Source organism: Polaromonas sp. P1_F8, assembly GCF_056405635.1.
Genome location: NZ_JBFUBS010000008.1, coordinates 1 through 23,218 on the forward strand (window position 1 = coordinate 1; position 23,218 = coordinate 23,218).

General features: G+C 61.3%; 25 protein-coding genes. 7 read left to right on the forward strand and 18 right to left on the reverse strand.

The features are described from left to right. Positions 1-65: 65 nt before the first annotated feature. From AC1D1J_RS20375 to AC1D1J_RS20390, 4 genes are all read left to right on the forward strand, one after another. Positions 66-1,049 (forward strand): hypothetical protein, encoded by a 984-nt coding sequence (locus AC1D1J_RS20375; protein ID WP_477695706.1) that lies wholly within the window; start codon positions 66-68, stop codon positions 1,047-1,049. An 11-nt stretch (positions 1,050-1,060) separates the two neighbouring features. Beyond that, positions 1,061-1,531 carry a DUF6883 domain-containing protein gene (locus tag AC1D1J_RS20380; RefSeq protein ID WP_477695707.1) on the forward strand — a complete coding sequence of 157 codons (471 nt, stop codon included), beginning with the start codon at positions 1,061-1,063 and terminating at the stop codon, positions 1,529-1,531. A gap of 8 nt (positions 1,532-1,539) precedes the next feature. Beyond that, positions 1,540-1,770 carry a DUF4926 domain-containing protein gene (locus tag AC1D1J_RS20385; RefSeq protein ID WP_477695708.1) on the forward strand — a complete coding sequence of 77 codons (231 nt, stop codon included), beginning with the start codon at positions 1,540-1,542 and terminating at the stop codon, positions 1,768-1,770. A gap of 337 nt (positions 1,771-2,107) precedes the next feature. Further along, the gene (locus AC1D1J_RS20390; RefSeq protein WP_477695709.1) at positions 2,108-2,662 is read left to right on the forward strand and encodes a hypothetical protein; all 555 of its coding nucleotides are present in this window, start codon (positions 2,108-2,110) and stop codon (positions 2,660-2,662) included. Positions 2,663-2,842: 180 nt separating this feature from the next. Here AC1D1J_RS20390 and AC1D1J_RS20395 read toward each other — a convergent pair whose 3' ends face one another. The 3 genes from AC1D1J_RS20395 to AC1D1J_RS20405 form a co-directional block, all read right to left on the reverse strand. After that, positions 2,843-3,037, reverse strand: a complete 195-nt coding sequence (locus AC1D1J_RS20395) for a DUF3606 domain-containing protein (RefSeq protein ID WP_477685963.1) — start codon at positions 3,035-3,037, stop codon at positions 2,843-2,845. A gap of 403 nt (positions 3,038-3,440) precedes the next feature. Further along, entirely contained in the window at positions 3,441-3,944 is a 504-nt protein-coding gene (locus AC1D1J_RS20400) for a hypothetical protein (protein ID WP_477695710.1), read from the reverse strand. Between the two features lie 170 nt (positions 3,945-4,114). Further along, complete coding sequence (locus AC1D1J_RS20405) at positions 4,115-4,483, reverse strand: helix-turn-helix domain-containing protein (protein WP_477685961.1); 369 nt, start codon at positions 4,481-4,483, stop codon at positions 4,115-4,117. A gap of 143 nt (positions 4,484-4,626) precedes the next feature. Here AC1D1J_RS20405 and AC1D1J_RS20410 point away from each other — a divergent pair, with 143 nt between their 5' ends. After that, positions 4,627-5,496 (forward strand): XRE family transcriptional regulator, encoded by an 870-nt coding sequence (locus tag AC1D1J_RS20410; protein WP_477695711.1) that lies wholly within the window; start codon positions 4,627-4,629, stop codon positions 5,494-5,496. Between the two features lie 82 nt (positions 5,497-5,578). Beyond that, on the forward strand, positions 5,579-6,949 hold the full coding sequence (locus AC1D1J_RS20415) for a sensor histidine kinase (protein ID WP_477685959.1): 1,371 nt from the start codon (positions 5,579-5,581) through the stop codon (positions 6,947-6,949). 25 nt (positions 6,950-6,974) lie between these two features. On the opposite strand, the gene AC1D1J_RS20420 is transcribed toward AC1D1J_RS20415, so the two are convergent. The 12 genes from AC1D1J_RS20420 to AC1D1J_RS20475 all read right to left on the reverse strand — a co-directional run bounded on the left by AC1D1J_RS20420 (position 6,975) and on the right by AC1D1J_RS20475 (position 18,493). Further along, positions 6,975-7,559 (reverse strand): response regulator transcription factor, encoded by a 585-nt coding sequence (locus tag AC1D1J_RS20420; RefSeq protein ID WP_457279564.1) that lies wholly within the window; start codon positions 7,557-7,559, stop codon positions 6,975-6,977. A gap of 211 nt (positions 7,560-7,770) precedes the next feature. Then, a complete protein-coding gene (locus AC1D1J_RS20425) occupies positions 7,771-9,102 on the reverse strand; it encodes a tryptophan--tRNA ligase (protein WP_477685958.1) in 1,332 nt (443 codons plus the stop codon). Continuing rightward, entirely contained in the window at positions 9,099-9,767 is a 669-nt protein-coding gene (locus AC1D1J_RS20430) for a site-2 protease family protein (protein ID WP_477685957.1), read from the reverse strand. The genes AC1D1J_RS20425 and AC1D1J_RS20430 overlap by 4 nt, the downstream gene beginning before the upstream one ends. 141 nt (positions 9,768-9,908) lie before the next feature. Then, positions 9,909-10,544 (reverse strand): L-threonylcarbamoyladenylate synthase, encoded by a 636-nt coding sequence (locus AC1D1J_RS20435; RefSeq protein ID WP_477685956.1) that lies wholly within the window; start codon positions 10,542-10,544, stop codon positions 9,909-9,911. 41 nt (positions 10,545-10,585) lie between these two features. Beyond that, positions 10,586-11,491 carry a DMT family transporter gene (locus tag AC1D1J_RS20440; protein WP_477695712.1) on the reverse strand — a complete coding sequence of 302 codons (906 nt, stop codon included), beginning with the start codon at positions 11,489-11,491 and terminating at the stop codon, positions 10,586-10,588. After that, on the reverse strand, positions 11,491-12,351 hold the full coding sequence (locus AC1D1J_RS20445; RefSeq protein ID WP_477648054.1) for a 3',5'-nucleoside bisphosphate phosphatase: 861 nt from the start codon (positions 12,349-12,351) through the stop codon (positions 11,491-11,493). Before AC1D1J_RS20445 ends, AC1D1J_RS20440 begins: the two co-directional genes overlap by 1 nt. Positions 12,352-12,618: 267 nt before the next feature. Next, the gene (locus tag AC1D1J_RS20450) at positions 12,619-13,371 is read right to left on the reverse strand and encodes an aspartate/glutamate racemase family protein (protein ID WP_477695713.1); all 753 of its coding nucleotides are present in this window, start codon (positions 13,369-13,371) and stop codon (positions 12,619-12,621) included. Between the two features lie 20 nt (positions 13,372-13,391). Then, entirely contained in the window at positions 13,392-14,105 is a 714-nt protein-coding gene (locus AC1D1J_RS20455; protein ID WP_477695714.1) for a GntR family transcriptional regulator, read from the reverse strand. Then, positions 14,102-14,986 carry an ABC transporter permease gene (locus AC1D1J_RS20460; protein ID WP_477695715.1) on the reverse strand — a complete coding sequence of 295 codons (885 nt, stop codon included), beginning with the start codon at positions 14,984-14,986 and terminating at the stop codon, positions 14,102-14,104. The genes AC1D1J_RS20455 and AC1D1J_RS20460 overlap by 4 nt, the downstream gene beginning before the upstream one ends. Beyond that, on the reverse strand, positions 14,987-15,901 hold the full coding sequence (locus tag AC1D1J_RS20465) for an ABC transporter permease (RefSeq protein ID WP_477685951.1): 915 nt from the start codon (positions 15,899-15,901) through the stop codon (positions 14,987-14,989). A gap of 156 nt (positions 15,902-16,057) precedes the next feature. Then, a complete protein-coding gene (locus AC1D1J_RS20470) occupies positions 16,058-17,353 on the reverse strand; it encodes an ABC transporter substrate-binding protein (protein ID WP_477695716.1) in 1,296 nt (431 codons plus the stop codon). Between the two features lie 72 nt (positions 17,354-17,425). Beyond that, positions 17,426-18,493 (reverse strand): ABC transporter ATP-binding protein, encoded by a 1,068-nt coding sequence (locus AC1D1J_RS20475; RefSeq protein ID WP_477695717.1) that lies wholly within the window; start codon positions 18,491-18,493, stop codon positions 17,426-17,428. Positions 18,494-18,753: 260 nt separating this feature from the next. Here AC1D1J_RS20475 and AC1D1J_RS20480 point away from each other — a divergent pair, with 260 nt between their 5' ends. Further along, positions 18,754-19,422: a glutathione S-transferase gene (locus AC1D1J_RS20480; protein ID WP_477695718.1), complete on the forward strand. Its 669-nt coding sequence runs from the start codon at positions 18,754-18,756 to the stop codon at positions 19,420-19,422. A gap of 46 nt (positions 19,423-19,468) precedes the next feature. Here the strand turns inward: AC1D1J_RS20480 and AC1D1J_RS20485 are convergent, their stop codons facing one another. The 3 genes from AC1D1J_RS20485 to AC1D1J_RS20495 form a co-directional block, all read right to left on the reverse strand. After that, complete coding sequence (locus AC1D1J_RS20485) at positions 19,469-20,221, reverse strand: DUF2325 domain-containing protein (RefSeq protein ID WP_477695719.1); 753 nt, start codon at positions 20,219-20,221, stop codon at positions 19,469-19,471. A gap of 226 nt (positions 20,222-20,447) precedes the next feature. After that, positions 20,448-22,172 (reverse strand): single-stranded-DNA-specific exonuclease RecJ, encoded by a 1,725-nt coding sequence (gene recJ, locus AC1D1J_RS20490; protein WP_477669732.1) that lies wholly within the window; start codon positions 22,170-22,172, stop codon positions 20,448-20,450. 18 nt (positions 22,173-22,190) lie between these two features. Then, on the reverse strand, positions 22,191-23,207 hold the full coding sequence (locus tag AC1D1J_RS20495) for a hypothetical protein (protein ID WP_477695720.1): 1,017 nt from the start codon (positions 23,205-23,207) through the stop codon (positions 22,191-22,193). Between the last annotated feature and the right edge of the window lie 11 nt (positions 23,208-23,218).

The window sequence follows — 23,218 nt, forward strand, 5'->3', positions numbered from 1 at the left end:
AGTGAAGAAGTGAAGAAAACGTCGCCACCCTGACAAGCCGAGACGCGTCAACGGCCAACGGCGCGTTGAAGAACACCCTGACCCTGCAGCAAGCGCAGGAACTGCAGGTCCAGCAGCAAAAGGCCAAAGAGAACGCCCAGGCTGCGCAATACATCGGCGCCGTCATCACCAACGCCATTGGCGACCTGGCGGTGAAAAACAAGTGGCCGGAGGGCAGCTGGCAGAAGACCGTGTTGCATGGAATGGCCGGGGTGATACAAGCCAAGGTGGCGGGCACTAGCGCGTTGAGCGGCGCTGTTACAGGTGCGCTGAACGAACAATTGCTGCCGATTATCGAGGCTTACCTGAAAGAACAAGGCATCCCACGCTACAACCAGGATGGCACGCCCAACCAGGAATTCAACACGCTGTTGATTGCGAGTTCAACGTTGGCAGGCGCTGCGATTGGTGCGGCAACGGGAGGCGCCAATGGAGCTGGTTCAGGCACCCTGATTGCAAACAACGCTACGGTTAACAACCGTTTGTTGCATGAGAATGAAAAGGCCAAGATCAAGGAATTGGCAAAAGGGGATGCGGAGCGCGAGAAGAAGCTGGCCGATGCAGCTTGCTATTTAACCCATTGCTCAGCGGGCAAAGCCGATGGTGATCCAGTTAAGCAAGACCTGGTTGCCCAGGAAGCGCGCGGTAAAGAGTACGCCGCCGAAATCGCCCTGTTGCAGAACACGGAACTCTTCACCTACACCGATGCTGATCGGCGCCTGGATCAGCTAAATTCGCTCGACGCCAAAGGAATAGGCGGGCTCAACAAAACGGAACTGGACGCCAAGAACCGTGAGATCGCAGCTTGCCGGACGATAGATACCTGTGAGCAGGGCGTTAAGACCCGCTATGACCGCTTGACGAGTGATCGCACGGAAACCGTGCTGACGTCCATAAACGTCATGAAGATGTATGACCAGTGCGCTATCGGCGATACATCTTGCGTGGCTGGTTCACTCGCGCAGATGACGGCGCTGTCGATAGATATGAAGGCGCGCGCCATACGATAGACAACATCGACATGGTTGGGCTGACCGCGCGTATCGGTGCAGCACAAAGTGATCTGGGGGTCTGGACTGCATTTGCGAATACCGCTGGTGCTGCTGCTATCGGGGCAACTGCCAGCAACGCAGGTAATGCGGTTACTGCAGTTAAGGGCGCGCTGCCCAATGCAGCAAAAGCGGTAATTGATCCAAATAAGTTCACCGCCTACGCATTGAACCCGCAGCATCCTGTTGGAGGAGATAAGGCGAGAGTCTTTGAATCGGCTTTAGGGTACAACCAGTCCAATGCCGATCAGTTGATGGGGAAATTTCAAGAAGGAGTTTTGAAAAATCCGGCGGTGATGGGTAAAGCCGATCAGTTCGGACCGCGGTTTACGGTGGACATGTCGATAACTGGTCCAAATGGCAAAACCGCCTTGGTGAGAACTGGCTGGGTACTTGATCCGGGAACCACAGTACCTAGACTTGCAACTGCATATGTGAAGTAGGAAATGTCATGATTTTTTCAATTTTTGATGTAGTTACATTGCTTAACGATATTCCTGAAGAGGGTCTGCGTGCTGGCATGTTGGGGACGGTAGTCGAGGTATACGAATCACCGGTCGTAGCATATGAAGTTGAATTTTGTGATGCGATGGGCCGGACTGTTGGGCAGCTTGCGTTGCTGCCTGAGCAAATACAGCTTTCCACCGCTGATGAAAGTCGGCATGCCCCCAAGGGGAGTTAATGGGGAGGCGGAGTTGAAATCTCCGATTGGATAACTATGTCAGGTGATATTCAAATTGGTGTTGAATTTCGCCGAAATGTGATCAGGGTGGAGCTAAATTTCCATTCAAAGCTGAGCCATTTATGCTCTATCGACCGGTCTAAAGGAAGAGCAGTGGGAACCTAAGAGTCATATCACCATCGTGAGCGGAGAAGCGGGTCAAGAGTTTATGGAAAGACTGGGTCAGGCTGCAGCGCAATTCAACAGTGAGTACATGTTCGAGCCATTGGTGCTCGACGTGCGCGCGCCAAGAATGACGCTTTAATAGCGACGATTAAACCAAGTAGGCAACACCAGAATGAAAAAGGAAGCTAACACCAACCTCAGAATTTTGGTGGTTTTTGCAGGGGTTGCGCTGCTCTCCGCCTGTACCACCTACCCCAAACCAAGCTATAAATATGTAGCCGCGTCGCCGACCGATCCGGAGTTTGAATTTCAGTCGGAGTTCGGCGTCAACACCGGCTTCATCGCGAAGTACCGCAACCCTGACAGCAACCGCTGCACTGACTACGACACGGTGCCCTACCTTCAGCAGCCAGACTCCTATCTGCGCAGCGAAGACAGCAAGACGATCTGGAAGGTCTCGGCGCCGCCCGATCAGCAGTTTGTGATTTTTGGCGGATGGCATATCCGCCCGCAGACGATGCCTACCGGTGTCGGGGCGATGGCAACGTCTGTGTATTACCCAGGCTCACGCTGCGAAGTTGCCGCGCAAGCCGTCATTCCGAAAGCCGGTGAAAAATATCTTGTGAAGTTGTTTGCCGACGGCCCGAAGTCTTGCAAGCTAGTCATCACCTTCAGGGACGGAGGGCCGGCGCCGGTGACCAAGGTGCAGGAGTGCAGCAGGGACTGAGAATCACCTGTGGCGCAGCCCAGCGGCTACCGACACCACCCAGTTTGGCGAAAATTTTGGCGCCAAAGTCTATTTCCGCAACGATCACGCCGCGCAAGAGTTGGTGATGGACTGCAAGGTAGTGGTGGAAGGGAAACCCGGAAAGGCTTCCGACACTGACGGCTATGCCTCAGCTCGTAATCATTGCTGGCAGGTGTCTCTGCTGCGATGAAAATAACTGCGGATCTCATCGGGTTCGCTGCCTACCGCATAGACCGCCACACGCAATTCATACTCTGTGCATTTCAACTCGGAGCACCACGCCTCCACGACGCGCGGATTAGTCAGGCTGATGCGGTTGGTCGTGCTGTCTGCGTCAGGAAATTTTTGTGACATGACGTACCCTCTTCAAATGGGACATTTCATGGAGGCCCACTGAAGCGAAGCAGTGCGGACCTGTAGTAAGTAATTGGTGCAAAAAATCACGCCATATTGCACCGACCACGCTTTACCTGTGCACTTTCCTATATTTCGATGAATATCACATCCTTCAATTAGAGGAGATGTTTGCAGAGGCACATGTCACGATATGTGACAAGGCTGGCGCCATGAAACCGTTCCATGCGCTCATGCTGCTGTGGTTTTTTGGGTTTGCTGCTGCTCACGCTGACGGCACGGATGCGCGGTGCTGGTGACTGTCACTGCCGCTGCGCCTGGCAGAGGCGGCGGCTGCCGCAACGGCGTCGGTGGCCCCCTCAGGACAGTACCGGCGAAGGATGGAAGGCTTTCCAGGCTACGGTTACGCTTTCAGGCGGTCGCCGCTGTTTAATGGGCTGGTCATCGCCTGCACAAATTCAACGCACATCATCCTGATGGGATGAACTTCGGCTTCGGTCACGCTGGCTTTGGCCATTGCCGCTTTCTCGATGTCTTCGTTTTCCAGTTCTACAAAGACGTTTTCACCGTCGTGGGTACGTAGATGAACGCGTAACTTGATTCCGGTGCTGGATAGCAGCATGTGATTCCTTTGTGATCGGGTTGACTGGATGTCGTGTCGGTGTGGATGAGGTGGCCGCCGTAGCGCGGCGCCGGCCATTCGTCTTTCGATGAATTCATTTCTGGCTGCCTGCCAGTCAACCCATCGGCGGATGGGCCAATCGGCCCATTTAGTCACCGTCTGGGTGGCGGGTTCCTGGTCCGGCTCAAGGCCGGGCAGAGTTTGGCAATCGGGGGTGACGCTGTAGCTCAGCCGGCTGGTCTGGTGGCGGCTTTCCACAAAGCCGCCCGCTTCCAGCATGTCCATGGCTTGCTGGACATCGTTGGGTTCGTACGTGGGTTTCCAGTGAGGGAGAAGCGAGGCCAGCGTCCACCAACCGCCGGTGGCGCGCAACCGCAACCACAGGGCGCGTACATCGTGGGTGATAAGGTCGCCCATGATTGATCGCGATCTCGCTCAGGCGCTCTGATGATGTTTTACGGTTGGGAGCACGGAGGCCCATCCGTGAGGGCGTTGTTGGCGGTCAGCTCATGTGCCAGTTTGCGCTGAGCCTGATTGCGCTGGTGCGGCATGGTGACCGTGATCTTGCGCGTTTGCTGAAAGGCCAGCGCCCGGCTGGCGGGATTGAGGTAGCGCGACGGCCAGAGATCCTCGGGTCTTTTGTCGAGGGCGCGAGCCACGAGCTGCTCGGCTGCCAGCCAGGGGCTGGTCAGCACGCGTTGTATGTGGCTGTAACCGTTTTCCATGGCAATTTTTCGAAGACTGGTACCGCGTTTGCGGAGGGCAGCAATGACATCGGCGGGGTGCATATCTTCCTGTGCGGGTGTCGATTTAATTGTGCTCATATCTAATATTTTGAGTACAAAACAAGCCAAGTCAAACATTTTTTTCTGCTTGTTTCAATTTGTGCTACTTTTATTGTATTTTTTACCAATTAAATGAGTGTTATGTTTGCTCATTTTGTGCTTGGGGGAACAAAATAGTGTTCATGAACACAAAAGAAGCAGCATCGGGGGAGGGCGGTTCTGGCTCATCTGGCAAGCTCCAGCACTATTCCTTTACCGCAGTAACGCCGGTCAAGGCGGAAGAGCCTGTTGCGTGGTACCTGCATGAGGCCGCAGCAGCCGTCGACAAGGCGAGTGCCAGGTCAGTGCGAACCGAAGCCAGGTCGGTTTTCATGCGCCAGTTTGGCCAGCGCTGCCGCATGGCCCGGGGCACAAGGGAAATCAATGAGGTTGCGGCTACGGTCGGGGTTCACCGCAACACCATCTGGAACATAGAGCGTGGCGACAGCCTGCCGGATGCGTTCGAGCTGGAAGTACTCGCCAGGGAATACCGGTTGACGCCCGGGCAGCTACTGGGCCGGGAAGCTCCAGACGAAACCCGGGCTGCTGCGGCAGTGGCGCGCGACGTGCGCGCGGTCGAGACCGGCACGTTTGTCTATGCGCCCCTGTTTGACCTCCGCGCTTCGCCGGGCCGGGACGTATTCAACGACCTTGGGTCGGTCGTGGCGATGCGTCCCTTTGATGTGCAGTTCATCCGGTATGACCTGGGCATTGACCATAACGACATTGTCATGTCCACGGTGGCGGGCGCCTCCATGGAGCCGTGGCTGCATTCCAGGGACGCAGTGCTGACTGACTTGCGGGATCGCGATGCCCTGACCGAGGGCATGCACATGGTACGGCTTGACGGCGCCTTGCTGGTCAAAAAACTGCAGCGCCTGCCCGGCAAGATATTGCGCGTCAGCAGCTACAACCCGGCGTATGAACCGTTTGACATCCAGGGCTACGAAAGTACGGACCGGGATTTTGCCGTGCTTGGCCGCGTGCGTTGGGCCGGCGTGACTTTTAACTGAGCGTAAGTCCCTAGACCGCAACGCAACAGGCGTGCGCCGCTGATGGCATTGCGCCCCCGGATGCGACGTAAACTCGCATTCCATGGACCACCCCACAGCGATCCGGCCTATCCAGGGCGCGCCAGATATCTCGCGCGAGGATTGGGTGGAAATGCGGCTGATCCATATCTTCATGCGGTATGCCCGCCCGGCCCTGCATTCCGCGCTGGTCCTGATCGTGTCCATGGTGGCGATTCTTTACCGCCATGTAGACCTGCTCAGTCTGGGCATCTGGGCAACGGCGGCGACGCTGGTGACCCTGGTGCGGTACCGTGTCATCGGCATCTACCAACGTTCCCTGGTGGGCGTCAGCGGCCCTGCGTTGCGCGCATTCATGGCGCGCTACACGTGGACGTGGCCCATGAGTGCCATGGTCTGGGGTGCATCGATGTTTGTGTACTTCCTCAAAGCGCCCGTCTATGACCAGTTCCTCGGCATGATCGTCCTGGTCGGAATGGCCGGGTTTGCGGTGGGCACCTTTTCCTCCTGGCTCCCCTGCTTCAAAGGCTATGTGAACGGCCTGGGCATTTCCACCCTGACGGTATTTTTCTACCAGCTGATGCTGGAAAGAGGAATTTCTTCCACGTTCAATACCTGGGGCATGGTGGTGCTGATCGTGATTTACTGGGTGGTCATTCGCGTGTCCGGCCAGCGCTTTCACCAGGTGCAGCGTGCCAATCTCGAACTGCAGTACGACAACTCCGAACTGATCAAATCGTTGACTGAAAAAAGCCGTGCTGCCCTTGAGGCCATCGAGATCAAGAACCGCTTTATCGCCAGCGCCGCGCATGACCTGCGCCAGCCGGTGCATGCCCTGGACCTGTACGCCGGCTGGCTGGCCGCCGAGCCAGAATTCGTGGCGCAGATAGCACCCAAGATCGTCCGGTCCACCAAGGCGGTCAACGACCTGTTCAACTCCCTCTTCGATCTGGCGGGGCTGGAGTCCAGCCCACTGCGGGTTAACCTGCAGACCGTAGACCTGGCGGGGCTGGTGCAGGATCTGGAGGCGCAATACGCACCCTTCGCGCGGGAGCGCAACCTGCGCCTCAGGATCCGCCCTGCGGTGGGACAGGTAAGGTCCGACCCTGTACTGCTTCAGCGGCTGGTCGGCAACCTGTTGTCGAACGCGCTGCGCAACACGCATCGAGGCGGTGTGCTGCTGGCTGTGCGCCGGCGGCGCGGAGTCCCATGCATCGAGATATGGGACACCGGTGTGGGCATCGCGAAAGAACACCAGAAGGCGATCTTTCAGGAGTTCTACCGGATTCCCCTGCAGGGTACCGAAGAAGGTTTTGGGTTGGGCCTGGCCATCGTTTCGCGCCTGAGCGAGGCGCTGGGGCATCCTGTGAGGCTTGCTTCCAGGAGCGGGCGTGGCAGTGTCTTCTGGGTAGAGTTGCGCACGCCGGGCCAGTGACCCGGCCCGGTGTTGCCCGACGTTGTTAGAGCAAGCCCTGGGTGCGCGCCAGGTGGCTGGCCTGCGAGCGGCTCTTGACATTCAGGCGCCGGAACAGCCGCCACAAATGCACTTTCACCGTGTGCTCGCTGATCTGCAGCTCTTCGGCGATGTCGCGGTTGCTCATGCCCTTGTCGAGCATGACCAGCAACTGCTTTTGCCGCTTTGACAGTTTTTCCGTCGGGGTGGATGGCTCCGGGTCGAGTTCTTCGCTCAGGAAGACGCGCAGGACGTTCGATATCTCGGTGGCCCCCGCAGACTTCTGGATGTAGGCATCGGCACCTGCCTCGATGGACAAGTCCTCGTAGTCCTGGGCCGGCGCGGCCGACAGCACTACCAAGGGCACGTTGGGGAATTGGTGTTTGAGCTCACGCACGCCCGAAACACCATTGGTGTCAGGCAACCTCAAGTCGAGGCAGATGAGTTCGGGGACACCGTGTTGCTGCACGGCAGGCATTACCGCGGCGAGCCGGTCCAGCTCGGTCACAGTGGCCTTGCTGCTAAGGCGGCGAATCAACATGACAACCGCTTCGCGCATCAGCGGATGGTCATCTATTACAAAAATACTCATTAGTTCACGTCTGAAGTATCGTTCCTGTCAGCTATCGAGCATAACTGGTGAATGTCAACTTTGGGGCACTAATAAACTTGAAATTGCGGTATTTTTTCAGGGTGGTAATACCCCAAAACAACAATGAATAAGTCTTTCGTACCAATGTGATTCTGTTGAGAGCCGCCGCGTACGGCTAAAGCCCCTGGCCCAAATTGCTTAATCCCGCAACTCAGGGGGTTACAGGTGCAAAGAAACGTAGCGCCGTTTCCACCTCGGCCGCCTCGATACCGGGCAGGATTTGAAGCTTATCTTGCAGTGCAGCAAGCGCGCCGGCCCCTTCGTTCTGCAGGGTGGAAATCAGCAGCGCGGCATCACGGGGAGATTCAAAGCCCTGGCTCTGCAGAAGCACCTTGGCATCAGCATCCTGCAGCTTGAAATAGAACTGGCCGTCCTTCTCGCGGTATTGTTTGAAGGCCGGAGCAACACTTTTGACTGACTTCCCTTTCGACGCGCCTGCCGGTTTTGTCGCGAGGTTGCGCAAGCCAACGGCGCGACGCAACTCGCCCATGAAAGGCGTGGCCTCCGCGCGCGCCTTCTGCGCACCCGCTTGCAAGGTCGCCTCGATCTTTGCCGGGTCGCTGATGAGGTCGTGGTATCGCTCACGCATGGGTGCGACTTCACGGTCAATGCGCTCGAACAGCAGCTGTTTGGCATCGCCCCAGGCAATGCCTTCGGCATAGGCCTTGCGCAGAGCCTGCGTTTCGTCGGCGCTCGCAAAGGCCTGGTAAATCTGGAACAGCGCCGAGCCCTCGACTTCCTTGGGCTCGCCCGGTGCGCGTGAATCGGTGAGGATGCCGGCGATCAGCTTTCGCATCTGTTCGCGTGGGGTGAAAAGCGGAATCGTGTTGTCGTAGCTCTTGCTCATCTTTCGTCCGTCCAGCCCGGGGAGTAGCGCGACCGATTCCTCCACCACCGCTTCGGGCAGCACCAGGTGCTCGCCGTAAAGGTGGTTGTAGCGCTGGGCCATGTCGCGCGCCATTTCGATGTGCTGGATCTGGTCGCGCCCCACCGGCACCTTGTGCGTCTTGAACATCAAAATGTCCGCGCCCATCAGCACCGGGTACATGAAGAGGCCGGCAGTGACGTCGGCATCAGGGTCGTTGCCGGCCGCCTCGTTCTTGTCGACAGAGGCCTTGTAGGCATGGGCACGGTTGAGCACGCCCTTGCCCGTCACGCAGGTTAGCAGCCAGGTGAGTTCGGGGATTTCGGGGATGTCGGACTGGCGATAGAACGTCACGCGCTCCGGGTCCAGCCCGGCGGCCAGCCAGCTGGCCGCGATCTCGAGTGTGGATTGCTGGATGCGCGCGGGCTCGTCGCATTTGATCAGCGCGTGATAGTCGGCCAGGAAATAAAAGCTGCGGACATCATCGCGAAAGCTGGCCTGGACCGACGGCCGGATCGAGCCGACATAGTTACCCAGGTGGGGCGTGCCGGTGGTGGTGATACCGGTGAGGAAACGGGTAGTGGAAGCGCCGGCGCCGGCTTGTTTATTTGTCATCATTTCACCAGCATCGCCAACGGCGTCAAAACGGTTTGGATCACGGTAAAGGTTACGTCCATCAAGGGGCGCATCCAGAGGTTGCTGATGACGCCCGAAATCACCAGCCCCATCACGATAAAAAAGCCCCAGGGTTCGATGCGCGACACCAGCATGGCCTGCTTGTAGGGCAGAAGGCCGACCAGCACGCGGCCGCCGTCCAGCGGAGGGAGCGGAAACAGGTTGAAGACGAACATCACAACGTTGACCAGGATGCCTGCCTGGCACATCTTGATGAAAAACGGCTCTGTGATGTCGGCGCCTGCAAGGAAGTAAAACAGGACGCCCCAAAGCAATGCCTGCAGCAGGTTCACGCCGGGCCCGGCCAGCGCCACCCAGATCATGTCGCGCTTGGGGTTGCGCAAATTTCCGAATTGCACAGGCACCGGCTTGGCATAGCCGAACAGGAAAGTGCCCGATGTGGCGATATACAGCAGCAGTGGCATCAGGATGGTGCCGACCGGGTCGATGTGTTTGACGGGGTTGAGCGTGACGCGGCCCAACATCCAGGCGGTGTTGTCGCCGAAGTAGCGGGCGACATAGCCGTGCGCGGCTTCGTGCACGGTGATGGCGAACAACACGGGCAGCGCGTAAATCGCGACTGTTTGAATCAGATCGGAAAAGTCCATGCCTGATTATCGCCCCCACGGTCGCTCACTTCGTGTAGCTCCCTGCCCCCCGAGGGGGCCGCCCGCCTGCGGTCTGGCAAAGCCAGTCCCGCGGCTCATGCTTGAAGGGGCGTGTGTGTTGACCGCGTTCCATTCGGCACGTTATAGGCCTAATCTGGCCACATCACCCCGGCCCTGCCGCACCACGACAGGCTCGCCGCCGTCGCCCATGGCCGTCAGGTCGATCACGGTGGTCGGCTCCTGGTGGCAGGCGCCTGCGTCGATCACGGCGGCCAGTTCATGCTCCAGCAGCTCGCGGATCTCGTGCGCATCATTCAGCGGCTCGGTGCCGCCCCGCGGAATCAGCGTGGTGGCCAGCAGCGGCGCGCCATGCAGCTCCAGCAGCGCCTGCAGCACCTTGTGTTCGGGCACGCGCAGGCCTATGGTCTTGCGCGACGGATGGCTCACGCGGCGCGGCACTTCCTTGCTGGCTTCGAGGATGAAGGTGTAGGGGCCGGGCGTGGCGGCTTTGAGCAGCCGGAACTGCTTGTTGTCGACCCGCGCGTAGTTGGCCAGCTCGCTCAGGTCGCGGCAGAGCAGGGTGAGGTGATGCTTGTCGTCAACGCCGCGGATACGGCGCAGGCTGTCGGCCGCGGCCTTGTCGTCGAGGTGGCATACCAGGGCATAGCTGGAGTCGGTCGGCACGGCCGCAATGCCGCCGCGCTCCAGCAGCGCCACGGCCTGCTTGAGCAGGCGCGTGTGCGGGTTCTCGGGGTGAACTTCAAAAAACTGGGACATGGTGACTCAGGTGGCTTGGATGTTGTCCGGGTATGCCGAATTCAAGACTCAACCGGCTCAATGGCGACCCGGCTGTCGCGCACGGCGAGCCACGCGCCGGTTGCCCCGCAAACGGCGATCATGGCCATGCCCACCATGGACCAAAGATCAGGCACATGCGAAAACGCCAGCCAGCCGCCAATCATGGCAAAGCCGATCTGCGCATACAGAAAGGGCGTGAGGGTCGACGCCGGCGCGCGGCCGTACGCCAGGATCATCATGAAATGGCCCACCGTTCCCAGGAAGCCCATCAGGCAAAGGCCGGCCCACAGCGTCCAGGCGTCCAGCCAGGTCCAGACAAAGGGCAGGGCCAGCGAAGCCACCAGCGTGCCGACCCAGCCGGTATAAAAGTGCATGGTGAAGGGGTCTTCGGTGCGCGCCAGGCGGCTGGTCAGGATCTGGAACCAGGCGTTGGTGACCACAAGCCCCAGTGGTAGCAGCATGGCCCAGGTGAAGTCGTCGCCGTCGGGCCGGATGATGATCAGCGTGCCGGCAAACCCGCCAATGACCAGCGCCCAGCGCAACCACGACACCCGCTCTCCCAGGGTGAGGGATGCCAGCAGCGTGATGACCAGCGGCGTGATCATGACGATGGCCGTGAACTCGCCGACCGGCATGTGCTTCAGGCTGAAAAACGCCAGCATGCTGCTGCACAGCAACAGTACACCGCGCAGGCACTGGAATTTCGGGTGTGCAGTGCGCAGCACAGACCAGCCGCGCGACGGTAGTACAGCCACGGTGGTAGCAACGGCCTGGAAGGCGTAGCGAAACCACAGGGCCATCAACAGCGGCACACCGGCGGAAATGAATTTGGTGGTGGTGTCCAGAATCGCGAAGCAGGCCACTGCGGCTACCAAAAGCGCAATGCCGGTCGGAACGTGCGAGGTGTTGTTCGCGGGGCCGGCCATCACTGGATGCGGTCCGCCAGCAGCTCCCACACCGGTGTCAGTTCGCCCGGCAGAAAGGGCAGGGTGCCCAGGTCGGTGTGGCTTTCGTCGGGGCTGTGGAAGTCGCTGCCGCGCGAGGCGGCCAGGCCGAACTCTTTGGCCGTTTCGGCGTACCTGAGGTATTCCTGCGGCGTGTGGCTGCCAGTGACAACCTCCACGCCACGCCCGCCATGGGACTTGAACTCGGTGAACAAGGCGTATTCCTCGTTGGGGGTGAACTTGTAGCGGCCCGGGTGCGCAATCACGGCAATGCCCTTGGCTTCGGTGATCCAGGTGACGGCGTCGCGCAGGTTGGCCCAGCGGTGCGGCACATAGCCAGGCTTGCCTTCGGTCAGGTATTTGCGAAAGACCTCAGGCGTTTCGCGGCACACGCCGGATTCCACCAGGAAACGGGCAAAGTGCGTGCGTGAAATGAGCTCGGGGTTGCCGACAAACTTCAGCGCGCCTTCGTAAGCCCCCATGATGCCGACCTTGGCCAGCGAGTCCGACATCTCCATGGCGCGCTGTTCACGGCCGCCGCGGGTATTGCGCAGGCCTTGTTGCATCGCAGGGTCGTTGGCGTCGAAACCCAGTCCGACGATGTGGACTGTTTGCCCCGCGAAGGTAACGGACACCTCGGTGCCGGTGAGGTAGTGCATGCCCTGCGCTTTGGCAGCGGCGGCGGCGCGGTGCTGGCCGCCTATTTCGTCGTGGTCTGTCAGGGCCCAGAGTTCGACCCCGTTGGCCTTGGCCCGCTCGGCCAGTGCCTCCGGTGTCAGCGTGCCGTCTGACACCACAGAGTGGCAGTGCAGGTCGGCATTCAGGATGTTTTTGGGAGTCACTGAGCCATTTTAGGCTTTGCGGGGTAATGGTGCAGGCCGGGCGCAATCTCCCTGGCCCCAGGAGGCTCGCTTTGCGCGTGCGCGCGATGCCTTTGCACTGAAGGCGGTTTTGAGATGTTTCAGGCCGCTAGCCCAATAAAAACGGGCGCGAGCAGCTATGAATTTAATAGCGTTTTCAGCCTGACCTGATTCACGCCACTAATCTTGAAACGATTGGTTGCTATGAAATATATAGCTGCTCGCGCCCGTTTTTATTGGGCTACAGCCTTAAAGCCCCAAAGCAGTGAGCTCCGGCGAGAGTTTCTCCCATGGCACGTCGAAGCCCGGCTGGCTGCGCTGCGGTGGCGGCGCATGGCTGCGCAGGGCCCAGTGGGCGCCGGCCAGCACGCTGTCGATCAACGGCACGCTCACCCCGGGTTGCAGGGCCGCGGCCATGCCTGCCAGGCCTGCACCCCCCAGAATGACGGCCTGCGCGCCCAGCTGGCGCACCGCGTCGCGGCAGGCCTGGGCGAGCAGGGTGCGCGCGGCGGTGGGGTCCGCCGCAAGCTGTGCCCCGGTCGGCGCGACGGTGTGGATGCCGGCCAGCGAAGGCGCATGGCCCAGCGCCTGGGCCAGCCGCTGAAGCATCGGGCCCCAGCGTTCGCCCCCGGTGACGATGGCAAAGCGTCCGTGGCGCGCCGCCTCGATAAACGCTGCTTCGGCCAGGCCGGTGACCGGCACCGGGCTGCTTTCGCGCAACGCCAGCAGGCCGGGGTCGCCAAAGCAGCCGATCAGCACCGCATCAGGTGTTTCTGGTGCGCCACCCGTTTCACCTGTGCCGGCCAGCGCAGCGGCCCAGGCGTCCAGCGTGGCGTGGGAGGCGACGGCATAGCTGGCTTCATCCGAGATATAGGGCGCACCGAACCGGGCGGTGACGGTGTGCACGTTCACATGCAGACCGGCGGCCGTTTGCACATGGGTTTGCAACAGCGCGCTGACCGAAAGCGACGTGTTTGGATTAATGACCAGCAGTCGACGCATGGTTAGGCATTCACCTCTGATCAACTGAACAGCGTAGACAGATCAGGCGCGTCATCCGCCGGCGGCGTGAACTGCAGTTGCGACTCCAGCCGCGTCAGGTGCTCGCGCATGTGGCGCGCGGCTTCCTGGACGTCGCGCAGGCGAATCGCGTCAAGCAGCTTGCGGTGCTCACGGCAGCCGCAGGCGGCGGCTTCGTCGCGGCTGTCCTTGTGGGATGTGCTGTAGGTCATCAAAATCAGCGACGTGCGCGAGGTGAGCTCGCGCAGGATGCGGCCCAGCGTCTGGTGGCCCGCGCGTTCGGCGATCTGCAGGTGAAAGTCGCCCGACAGGCGGATCGCGCGGTGCATGTCGCCGGCCAGGCGCGCGGCTTCCTCGTCGTCGATGCAGCGTTTGAGCTGTTGCATGTCGGCCTCGCTCGCCTTGGCAATGAACAGCTCCACCAGCGTGGGTTCAATCAGCCGGCGCACCTCGAAGACTTCGCGCGCCTCCTGCTCGGTGGGCTGGGCCACGGTGGCCCCGCGGTTGGGGATGAGGGTGACGACCTGTTCATTGGCCAGGCGCACCAGCACCGGGCGTATGCGCGTGCGCGACACGCCGAAGGCACCGGCCAGCTTGTCTTCGACCAGCTTGGTGCCCGGCGGCAGGCGGTGGTCCAGGATGGCCGAGATCACGCGCTCATACATTTCGCTGTCGGTCAGGGGGGGTGCCTGGGTTACGGGCGTTGCCTCGCTCATCGGGTGCCTTTCTTTTGCCGGCGGCCCAGCCACCAGGCCAGGCCCAGGGCCAGCGCCATGACCAGCAACGACACCACAGTGGTGACGGTACCCAGAGCATAAATGGACGGCGTGGTGACGGTGGTGGTCAGCCCCTGCAGCTCCAGCGGCAGGGTGTTCACGTCGCCGATGGCCTGCGAGGTGCGGGCGATTTCGTCCCAGCTCAGGGTAAAACCAAACATGCCGATGCCCACCACCGACGGCGCAATCAGCGGCAGCACCACATGCCGGAAACCCTGCCACGGCGTGGCGCCCAGGTCGCGCGCGGCTTCTTCATAAGCCGGGTTGAAGCGGTTGAAAATCGCGAACATGATCAAGAGGCCAAAGGGCAGCGTCCAGGTCAGGTGCGCGCCCAGCGCCGAGGTGAAGAGCCCCAGCGACGTGCCATACCCTTCCAGCGCATCGGCCATGCCGAAAGCCTCCAGTGCTTTCTTGACGCCGGTGTCGAGCAGGCGAAACTCCAGGCCAATACCCAGCGACACGATGATGGACGGCATGATCAGGCTGGCCACCACCACAAAAAACAGCGTGTTGCCGCCCGCGAGCTTCTTGCGAAAGGCCAGGCCGGCCAGCACCGACAGCACCACCGTGAAAGCCATCACGGCCAGGCCCAGGCCCAATGAGCGTTTGAGCGCCGCGCCGATGTCGACCACACCCAGCCCTTCGGCCAGCTTGTAAAACCAGTGCAGCGACACGCCGCGCAGCGGAAACGTCAGCCCGCCTTCAGGCCCCTGAAAACTCAGCACCACGATGACAAACATCGGGCCATAGAGAAACAGTACAAACAGCGCAAAGAATGCGGCGAGAAACCAGAAGCCGGCGGGGCGTTTGTCGTTGGTCATTCAGAGCTCTTTCCGGATGTCGACCAAGCGGGTCAGCGCCCAGATGATCATCAGCACGATGGCCAGCAGGATCACCGCATTGGCCGCCGCCAGCGGAAACTGCAGGTAAGACGTCTGCACCTGGATGATCTTGCCGATAGACGCGATCTGCTGGCCGCCCATGACGCCGATGGTCACGAAATCTCCCATCACGATGGTGATGACAAAAATCGAACCGATGATGATGCCCGTGCGCGACAGCGGCACGATGACGTTCCACAGCGTTTGCCAGGCCGAGGCACCGCTGTCATTGGCCGCTTCGATCAGGCTGCGGTCTATGCGCATCATTGAATTGAAGATCGGCACGATCATGAACATGGTGTAGAGGTGCACAAACGCCAGCACCACCGAAAAATCAGAAAACAGCAGCCACTCCACGGGCTGGTTCACGATGCCCAGGCCCGTCAGGCTCTGGTTCACCAGGCCATTGCGGCCCAAGAGTGGCACCCACGAGATCATGCGGATCACGTTGGACGTCCAGAACGGGATCGTGCACAGCACAAACAGCAGCGTCTGCACGCTTTGCGAGCGCACATAAAAAGCCAGAAAGTACGACACCGTGAAACCAGTCACCAGCGTGATCAGCCAGACCAGGAAACTGAATTTGAACGTCGACAAATAAGTCTTGAAGGTGACGCACAGCTCAGACGTATTGCCGCAACCTTCAAAGATGGCGAAGTAGTTCTTCAGCGTAAAACCGGGCAGCAACTCATATTCATTGAAATCCCAAAAGCTGACCATCAACACCAGCGCCAACGGAACCAGAAAGAACACCACAAACACCGCCGTCAACGGCGTAGCCTGCCACCAGGCCGCAAGGCTGCGCCCCGGCACCTTGGCCGGAGCGGAATGCGCAGCAACTGCAGGAGCACTCATAAATATCCAAAAGTAAAAAAATGAGCTACCAAGGGCAAGCGAAGCGAAGCCTGTTCCAGGACACCGCGGAACCGGCTTTGCCGGGCCGCAAGTGTCGTCCCCTGCAAGGGGAGAGGACGCTACACGAAGTGAGCGTCAACAGGGGTGTGCCGATTTTTAGGCAGCTACGAACTCATTCCATTTCTGGACCATGTAATTGTTCTCATCCATCACCGCATTCCAGCAAGCGATGCCGCCCATGCGCGCTTCATAACTGCCGCCGTCGCGCACCGCGCCGGTCTTGGCCAGCACATCACCGTTGGGGCTCTTGATGTCCTGCGAAGCCGGCTTGCCTTCCATCCAGTAGGCCCACTCATAGGCTTCCATCTTGGCCTTGGCGGTTTCCAGCACGGCGCTGTAATAACCCTGGCGGTTCAGATACGCGCCGGCCCAGCCGTCGAGGAACCAGTTGATGAACTCATACGCACCGTCCAGCTTCTTGCCCGACAGCGTGGCGGGCAGGCCGAAGCCCGCTGCCCAGGCGCGGTAGCCTTCTTTGAGCGGCTGGAAGTTGCAGGCGATGCCCTTGGTGCGCACGGCCGTCACGGCGGGGCTCCACATCGACTGGATCACCACTTCGCCCGAGGCCATCAGGTTGACCGACTCATTGAAGTCTTTCCACAGCGCGCGGAACTGGCCGGCCTTCTTGGCTTCAATCAGGGTGGCGATCGTCAGGTCGATCTCCTTCTTGGTCATGTTGCCCTTGTCCGGGTACTTGTAGATGCCCTTGGCTTCCACCACCATGGCGGCGTCCATGATGCCGATCGACGGAATGTTCAGGATGGCCGCCTTGCCCTTGAACTCGGGGTTCAGCAGCTCGGCCCAGGAGCTGATGGGGCGCTTGATCAGGTCGGGGCGTATGCCCAGCGTGTCGGCGTTGTAGACCGTGGGAATGAGCGACATGAACTGAGTCGGGCTTTTGGCGAAGACCTTGCTTTTTTCGCCTTCGAGGTAAATCACCTTCTTGGGCGCGGTGCCCTGGTCGCCCACGGCCTTGCCGGCCACGGTGCCGGTGGTGAAGAGCGTGGTGATCTTGTCGGCGTTCTTGATGCGCTTGGTGTCAATGCCCTTGAGGTTGCCGGTGGGCACGATCTTTTTCAGCGAAAAGTATTCGGTGTCGATCAGGTCAAAGCTGTTGGGTGCGGTCACGGCGCGCTTGGTCACGTCGTCGGTGGTGACGGCCACATACTGAATCGTGATGCCGGTGTCGGCCTTGAACTTCTCGGCAATCGCCTTGTCCTGGTTCACCGCGGTGCCCAGGTAACGCAGTACGATTTTTTCCTGCGCGTGCACGGCGGGGAACAGGCCCGTGGCCAGAATGCCGGCCGTGCCCTTGAGCAAAGCGCGGCGCGGCACGCCGCCCACAGAGGTGTCGGTGGCGGTGTCTTTTTGATCAGGAAGAGCGTCGGACATGGTGAAAACTCCTGGTGGCTTGGGTAAAAATCTTCTTGCGAAGGGACGGGTAAAAACTCGGTAATCCGGGTGTCAGGCACTAATGACGGCAGGAGGGGCGGTCTGCAGCGTGTGCGCCGCCTCGGGCGCCCATGACAGCTGCACGCTGTCACCCGGCGCATAAGGCCGGGCCGCAAACGTCGCCTCGGGCACCATCACCGACAACTCGGCGGTGGTGTGGGCCGTCGGTGAAACGCCCGGGTTTTGCAGGCCCAGCAGCACATACGGGCCCTGGTATTCGACGTCGGTCACCACGGCGCGCCGGTTGTGCGGCGCGTCGGGCGCGGCCTGGCCGGCCGGGGTGATCTGCATGTGGTCGGTGCGCACGCCGATCTTGCCGGCGGGGGTGTCCAGCACGTTGTGCCCGCCCATGAAGCGCGCCACAAACTCACTCGCGGGGCGGTTGTAGATTTCATGCGGCGAGCCCACCTGCTCGATCAACCCGTGGTTCATCACCACCATGGTGTCGGCCAGTGCCATGGCCTCTTCCTGCGAGTGCGTGACGTGGATGAAAGTCAGCCCCAGCTCTTTTTGCCAGCGCCGCAGCTCGGCGCGCATCTGGATGCGCAGGAAAGGGTCCAGCGCCGACAGCGGCTCATCGAGCAGCAGCACGCGCGGCTGCGTGATCAGCGCGCGCGCCAGCGCCACGCGCTGCTGCTGCCCGCCCGAAAGCTCAGCCGGCTTGCGTTCTGCCAGGTGGCCCATCGCGACCCGCTCCAGCAAGTCTTTGGCCTGCTGGCGGCGGGCCGCCTTGTCCACGCCTTTCATCTTCAAACTGAAGGCCACGTTGTCGAGCGCTGAAAGGTGCGGAAACAGCGCAAAGCTCTGAAACATCATGGCCGTTCCGCGGCCGGCGGCAGGCAGGTCGGTGATGTTGCGGTTTTCCAGCAGGATGTCGCCGCTGGTGACGGACTCGTGGCCCGCCATCATGCGCAGCGTCGTGCTTTTGCCGCAGCCCGAAGGCCCGAGCAGGCAGCAGTAGCTGCCGCTGGCAATGCGCAGGTTGATGCCGTCAACCGCTGGCTTGTCTTGCTGCGCGTACCGTTTGGTCAGCGCAATGGCTTCAATGGCGGCAGGGGGCGGGCTGGCAAGAGCGTTCATGCCAACCTTCTGTGCAAGGCTTGTGCCAGCTTTGTATGCGATCTATGACTAGATTGTGTACAAAATGCATGGTTCTGGTGCTGAAGAAGCCGTGCCTGCCTGCCATGCTGGTGCATGCTGTAACCAGAAGTTCCTGAAACTTCCGGCTGTCAGGTTTGGGGTGCCGCGTTCCCCTTTTCAGGTCTTCTCCCTGTCACCGCCGGAGCTTGAAGCCAGCAGTCCATGGCCTACCATCAGCGCTGTGTCTTATGGAGCCGCCCTTGATCACCTTGCACCACCTCAACAATTCCCGCTCGCAACGCATCCTCTGGCTGATGGAAGAGATGGGCCTGCCCTATGAAATCCAGCGCTACCAGCGCGACCCCAAAACCATGCTGGCGCCGCCTTCACTGCGCGCGGTGCATCCGCTGGGAAAGTCACCGGTGATCACCGATGGTGAGTTCACGCTGGCCGAGTCGGGCGCCATCATTGAATACCTGGTGGCGCGCTACGGCGCCGGCCGCCTGGCGCCCGAGGCCGGCACGCCGGCGCACCTGCGCTACACCTACTGGCTGCATTACGCCGAAGGCTCGGCCATGCCGCCGCTGCTCCTCAAGTTGGTGTTCGACAAGGTAGAGAACTCGCCCATGCCGTTTTTTGTCAAGCCGATTGCCCGCGCCATCGCCGGCAAGGTCAAGAAGACCTTTATCGAGCCGCAACTACGGCAGCACCTGGATTACCTGGAAATGTCATTGGGCCAAAGCGACTGGTTTGCCGGCGCCGAGTTCAGCGGCGCAGACATCCAGATGAGCTTTCCGCTGGAGGCGGCCGCCGCGCGCGGCGGGCTGAACGAGAGCCGGCCGAAGCTGATGGATTTCCTGGCACGCATCCATGCCCGGCCCGCCTACCAGCGTGCGATTGCGCGTGGCGGGGAGTTCGAGCTGCAGTGATATCAGCAAGATTTGCTATTAAATCAATAGCTGCTCGCGCTCGTCCTTAAAGGGCTCGAGCCGTTTTTGGCTTGCAATCTTCGGCTTCTGGCGTGATTGACAGGCCAGGCGCCTGCCGGCTGCGCACGAACTGCATGGCCTGCGGCTGGCCGACCAGCACACACTGCTTGCCGGTGCGCCGGCAGTGGTCCTGCACGCGCCAGTAGGCGTCGTGGCTCACGCAACCGGTCTGGCAGATCACCAGGTCGGCAGCGACCAGGCTGGCCTCCAGTGCGGCTGCGTCCTGCAGATCGTCACCCGCATGGTGCAAAAAGTGCCCGCCAGCCATTTCAACAACGCGCCGTGCTGCGGTAGTGCCGGCGCCTTGCTCGCCCACGCACAGCACCGACTTTTCATGCAGGGCGGCTGTGGCTTGCGATGCTGATAAAGCCGCCGCCAGCGTGGTGGCGGCCTGCGGGGCCGCCGCGTTCTTTTGCCGGCCCAGGCGTTCCCGCACCAAACCCTGCAAATCATGGACACGGCCCATCAGCCACTCCACCCGGCGCGCCAGCGTCAGCCGTTTGGGCAGGCCGGGGATGGCCGCCTCCACAGCCTGCCGGTCTTCACGCTCCCAGGCCAGCGCTGTCTCCCGCACCATCGCCACCGCGCGCAGGCGCACCGCCTGGGATTGCAGGCGCGAGATTTCTGCGGCCTGCGCGGCAATCACCGTGCTGCAGCGTTTCTGGATCTCGCCATACTGGGCGAGCAGGGCGCGGTGTTCGCGGTCAAGGCCGGGCAGAGAGGTACAGGGTCCTTGCATGTCGGGTCTCCAGAAGATGAAGGTGCCCCACTCAACAGCCGGCGATCGGCAGCCGAAGAAAGGGGCAAAACCCATCTTAAATGAGAATTGCTCTCATTTGGAGTAAAAATTGAGCACGTCTCCAGTCAACCGATGAAGCCCGGTTTGCTATGAATTCAGGAGCTGCTCGCGCACGTTCCTATTGCCCAGAACCCCGATTTCACTTGAAATTTGGGCGCCAGGGCCGTCAGAGTTCAGCCGCTTCCACCAGAAACCGCACCCGTTTCACGCCCTGCCACTCATCCGCATCCAGCCGGAAGGCCAGCTTGACCCGTGCGGGCAGCGATTCGGTGTGCCCAAACCAGATGCCATCGACCGGCTGGCCCTGGTGTTTGAGCTTGAGCGCCAGGTGTTTTTCACCCACCAGCCGCTGCGACACCACTTCCACCACTTCGCTGAAGGTGGGGGCTGCAAACCCCTGGCCCCAGACTTCCTTGTGCAGCGTGTCGACCACGTCGGTGCGGCGGTATTCGGCCGGCAGCGGGCCGTCGGTGTCCATGCGGCGCGTCAGCGTGGCGGCATCCAGCCATTCGTGCGCCACCTGCTGCAGCGCACTTTCAAACACTTCAAAGTGCTCTTCGGCAATGGTGCAGCCGGCTGCCATGGCGTGGCCGCCAAAGCGCAGCAGCACGCCGGGGTGGCGCTTGGCCACCAAATCGAGCGCGTCGCGCAGGTGAAACCCGGGAATCGAGCGGCCCGAGCCTTTGAGCTCGTGCTCTTTGCCGTCGGCCTGGCTGGCGGCAAACACGAACGTCGGGCGGTGCAGCTTGTCTTTGACGCGTGAGGCCACGATGCCGACCACGCCTTCGTGGAACTCCGGGTCGAAGATGGCAATCGCCGGCGGCGGCTCCTCATCTTCGTCAATCATTGCGTCGGCCGCCAGTTGCGCCTGCTCGCGCATGCCGGCCTCAATGTCGCGGCGTTCGCGGTTGATGCCGTCCAGCATTTGCGCCAGCTCGTCGCCGCGCGCCGGGTCGTCGGTCAGCAGGCATTCAATGCCCAGTGTCATGTCGCTGAGTCGGCCTGCCGCATTGATGCGCGGGCCCAGCGCAAAGGCAAAGTCAAACGTGGTGGCTACCGGCGCCTGCCGGCCCGCTGCCTTGAACAAGCTGGCCAGGCCCGCGGGCAAATGGCCCGTGCGTATGCGCTTGAGGCCCTGCGCCACCAGCCGGCGGTTGTTGGCGTCCAGCTTCACCACGTCGGCTACGGTGCCGAGGGCCACCAGCGGCAGCAGTGCGTCGAGCTTCGGTTGTGTGGCGGCGTCAAACACACCACGCGCACGCAACTCGGCACGCAGCGCCAGCAGCACATAAAACATCACACCCACGCCGGCAATCGATTTGCTTTCAAACGTGCAGCCAGGCTGGTTTGGGTTGACGATCACGTCGGCCTCGGGCAGCACCACTTCGCCGTCTCTCAGCGCGGGCAGGTGGTGGTCAGTCACCAGCACCTGCATGCCCAGCGCGCGCGCACGCGCCACGCCGTCGATGCTGGCGATGCCGTTGTCTACCGTCACCAGCACGTCGGCGCCAGCGGCCTTCACCCGCTCGGCAATCGGAGGCGTGAGGCCGTAGCCATCAGTGACGCGGTCAGGCACCAGGTAGCTCACATGCTGTGCACCCAGCAGCTTGAGGCCACGCAGCGCCACAGCGCAGGCGGTGGCGCCGTCACAGTCGTAGTCGGCCACCACGCAAATCTTTTTGCCGGCCGCCATCGCGTCGGCCAGCAGGCGCGCCGCCTCAGCGGCGCCGTGCAGCGAAGCGGGCGGTAGCAGCCGGGCCAGGCCGTCGTCCAGCTCGTCTGCCGCGTTCACGCCGCGCGCGGCATACAGCTGCGCCAGCAGCGGGTGAATGCCAGCTTGCTGCAGCGCCCAGACGCTGCGTGGGGGCACATCGCGTACCTGTATTTTCATGTGTGTCTACTATCTTTTTTATAGCTGCTCGCGCCCGTACCATAAGGGCTGCGGCATCAAAAGGCTTGAAATTTTGGCCAAAAAACCGGTTTTTTGTGTCTCAAACGTCTGCCAGCCGCGCTCGCCGCACAGCGTCAGCCGCACGGTCTCGCCCGCGCGCTGGCGGGCCAGCAGCTGCGCGATGTCGCCCGCATCCAGCGCAGCCCAGGCCTGGGCATAGGCTTGCCAGTCGTCGGCAAAAACCGCTTGCGCCAGGCTGCGCGGCACGGTCGGCGCCTGGCTGGTGGGTGCATACCCAGCGGGCAGGGCGCCGCTGCCGCTCAGCCAGAAAGAATTGACCGGCAATTGGCGGCGCTCGGCGCGTTCATCGTTCAGCGCGTGGGTGTACAGCAGCATCTGCATTTCGTTTTGCAGCAGCTTCATCTTGCGGGCCGTGCTGCCCTTGGCCTCGGTTTTTCCGCCGGGCAACCACGGGTCGACATTGCGGCCCATCACGCGGTCTAGTGAAGCGGTGGGCAACGTGCGAAACAGCTCGCCTTCGGCCAGCCAGCGCGCCGGTCCCAGTGCGGGCACATGGTGCAAGGTGATGCCGTCAGTTTCAAAGTAAGGCTGCATGGCCGCCAGCAGCGCGCGGGACTCGGCTTCAGTCAGGCCCAGCGCGGTCGGGTCCGTCAGAGTGGCGTGCTCACGCCCCATGGCCCAGTGGCAGGGCGTTACCCAGGCCCAGGCCTTGCCGGTGCCGGCTTGCAGGTGCTGCGCCGCATCCTGCGCCGCCCACGGAATCAGCCCGTCGGGCGTGTCCGCAGTGGCAAGGCCCAGCGCCTGGCCCAAAGCGCGCTCGTGCGGCGGCGACAGCGTGTGAGCATCTGCCGTATCAGTGTGTACTGACTTCATGCCTTTGAGTAATTGGCTCAGGTTGTGCGTGCTTTGCGCCGGCAGCGCCTTCATGGTGGGCAGCCAGGCCTCCGCACTGCAGGCCGCAAAAGGAATCAGCAGGTGCGGCCCTGTGAAAGGAGTGGGGGAATTGGCTGACATGGGGCTATTGT

Excerpts from the sequence above, each read along its gene's own strand:
- AC1D1J_RS20435 (WP_477685956.1), bottom strand. The coding sequence starts at position 10,544 with ATGTCCCAGTTTTTTGAAGTTCACCCCGAGAACCCGCACACGCGCCTG.
- AC1D1J_RS20470 (WP_477695716.1), bottom strand. The coding sequence starts at position 17,353 with ATGTCCGACGCTCTTCCTGATCAAAAAGACACCGCCACCGACACCTCT.
- AC1D1J_RS20415 (WP_477685959.1), top strand. The coding sequence starts at position 5,579 with ATGGACCACCCCACAGCGATCCGGCCTATCCAGGGCGCGCCAGATATC.
- AC1D1J_RS20420 (WP_457279564.1), bottom strand. The coding sequence starts at position 7,559 with ATGAGTATTTTTGTAATAGATGACCATCCGCTGATGCGCGAAGCGGTT.
- AC1D1J_RS20450 (WP_477695713.1), bottom strand. The coding sequence starts at position 13,371 with ATGCGTCGACTGCTGGTCATTAATCCAAACACGTCGCTTTCGGTCAGC.
- AC1D1J_RS20495 (WP_477695720.1), bottom strand. The coding sequence starts at position 23,207 with ATGTCAGCCAATTCCCCCACTCCTTTCACAGGGCCGCACCTGCTGATT.
- AC1D1J_RS20405 (WP_477685961.1), bottom strand. The coding sequence starts at position 4,483 with ATGAGCACAATTAAATCGACACCCGCACAGGAAGATATGCACCCCGCC.
- AC1D1J_RS20485 (WP_477695719.1), bottom strand. The coding sequence starts at position 20,221 with ATGCAAGGACCCTGTACCTCTCTGCCCGGCCTTGACCGCGAACACCGC.
- AC1D1J_RS20455 (WP_477695714.1), bottom strand. The coding sequence starts at position 14,105 with ATGAGCGAGGCAACGCCCGTAACCCAGGCACCCCCCCTGACCGACAGC.
- AC1D1J_RS20425 (WP_477685958.1), bottom strand. The coding sequence starts at position 9,102 with ATGATGACAAATAAACAAGCCGGCGCCGGCGCTTCCACTACCCGTTTC.
- AC1D1J_RS20395 (WP_477685963.1), bottom strand. The coding sequence starts at position 3,037 with ATGTCACAAAAATTTCCTGACGCAGACAGCACGACCAACCGCATCAGC.
- AC1D1J_RS20475 (WP_477695717.1), bottom strand. The coding sequence starts at position 18,493 with ATGAACGCTCTTGCCAGCCCGCCCCCTGCCGCCATTGAAGCCATTGCG.
- AC1D1J_RS20465 (WP_477685951.1), bottom strand. The coding sequence starts at position 15,901 with ATGAGTGCTCCTGCAGTTGCTGCGCATTCCGCTCCGGCCAAGGTGCCG.
- AC1D1J_RS20385 (WP_477695708.1), top strand. The coding sequence starts at position 1,540 with ATGATTTTTTCAATTTTTGATGTAGTTACATTGCTTAACGATATTCCT.
- AC1D1J_RS20440 (WP_477695712.1), bottom strand. The coding sequence starts at position 11,491 with ATGGCCGGCCCCGCGAACAACACCTCGCACGTTCCGACCGGCATTGCG.
- recJ (WP_477669732.1), bottom strand. The coding sequence starts at position 22,172 with ATGAAAATACAGGTACGCGATGTGCCCCCACGCAGCGTCTGGGCGCTG.
- AC1D1J_RS20430 (WP_477685957.1), bottom strand. The coding sequence starts at position 9,767 with ATGGACTTTTCCGATCTGATTCAAACAGTCGCGATTTACGCGCTGCCC.
- AC1D1J_RS20400 (WP_477695710.1), bottom strand. The coding sequence starts at position 3,944 with ATGGACATGCTGGAAGCGGGCGGCTTTGTGGAAAGCCGCCACCAGACC.
- AC1D1J_RS20460 (WP_477695715.1), bottom strand. The coding sequence starts at position 14,986 with ATGACCAACGACAAACGCCCCGCCGGCTTCTGGTTTCTCGCCGCATTC.
- AC1D1J_RS20390 (WP_477695709.1), top strand. The coding sequence starts at position 2,108 with ATGAAAAAGGAAGCTAACACCAACCTCAGAATTTTGGTGGTTTTTGCA.
- AC1D1J_RS20380 (WP_477695707.1), top strand. The coding sequence starts at position 1,061 with ATGGTTGGGCTGACCGCGCGTATCGGTGCAGCACAAAGTGATCTGGGG.
- AC1D1J_RS20410 (WP_477695711.1), top strand. The coding sequence starts at position 4,627 with ATGAACACAAAAGAAGCAGCATCGGGGGAGGGCGGTTCTGGCTCATCT.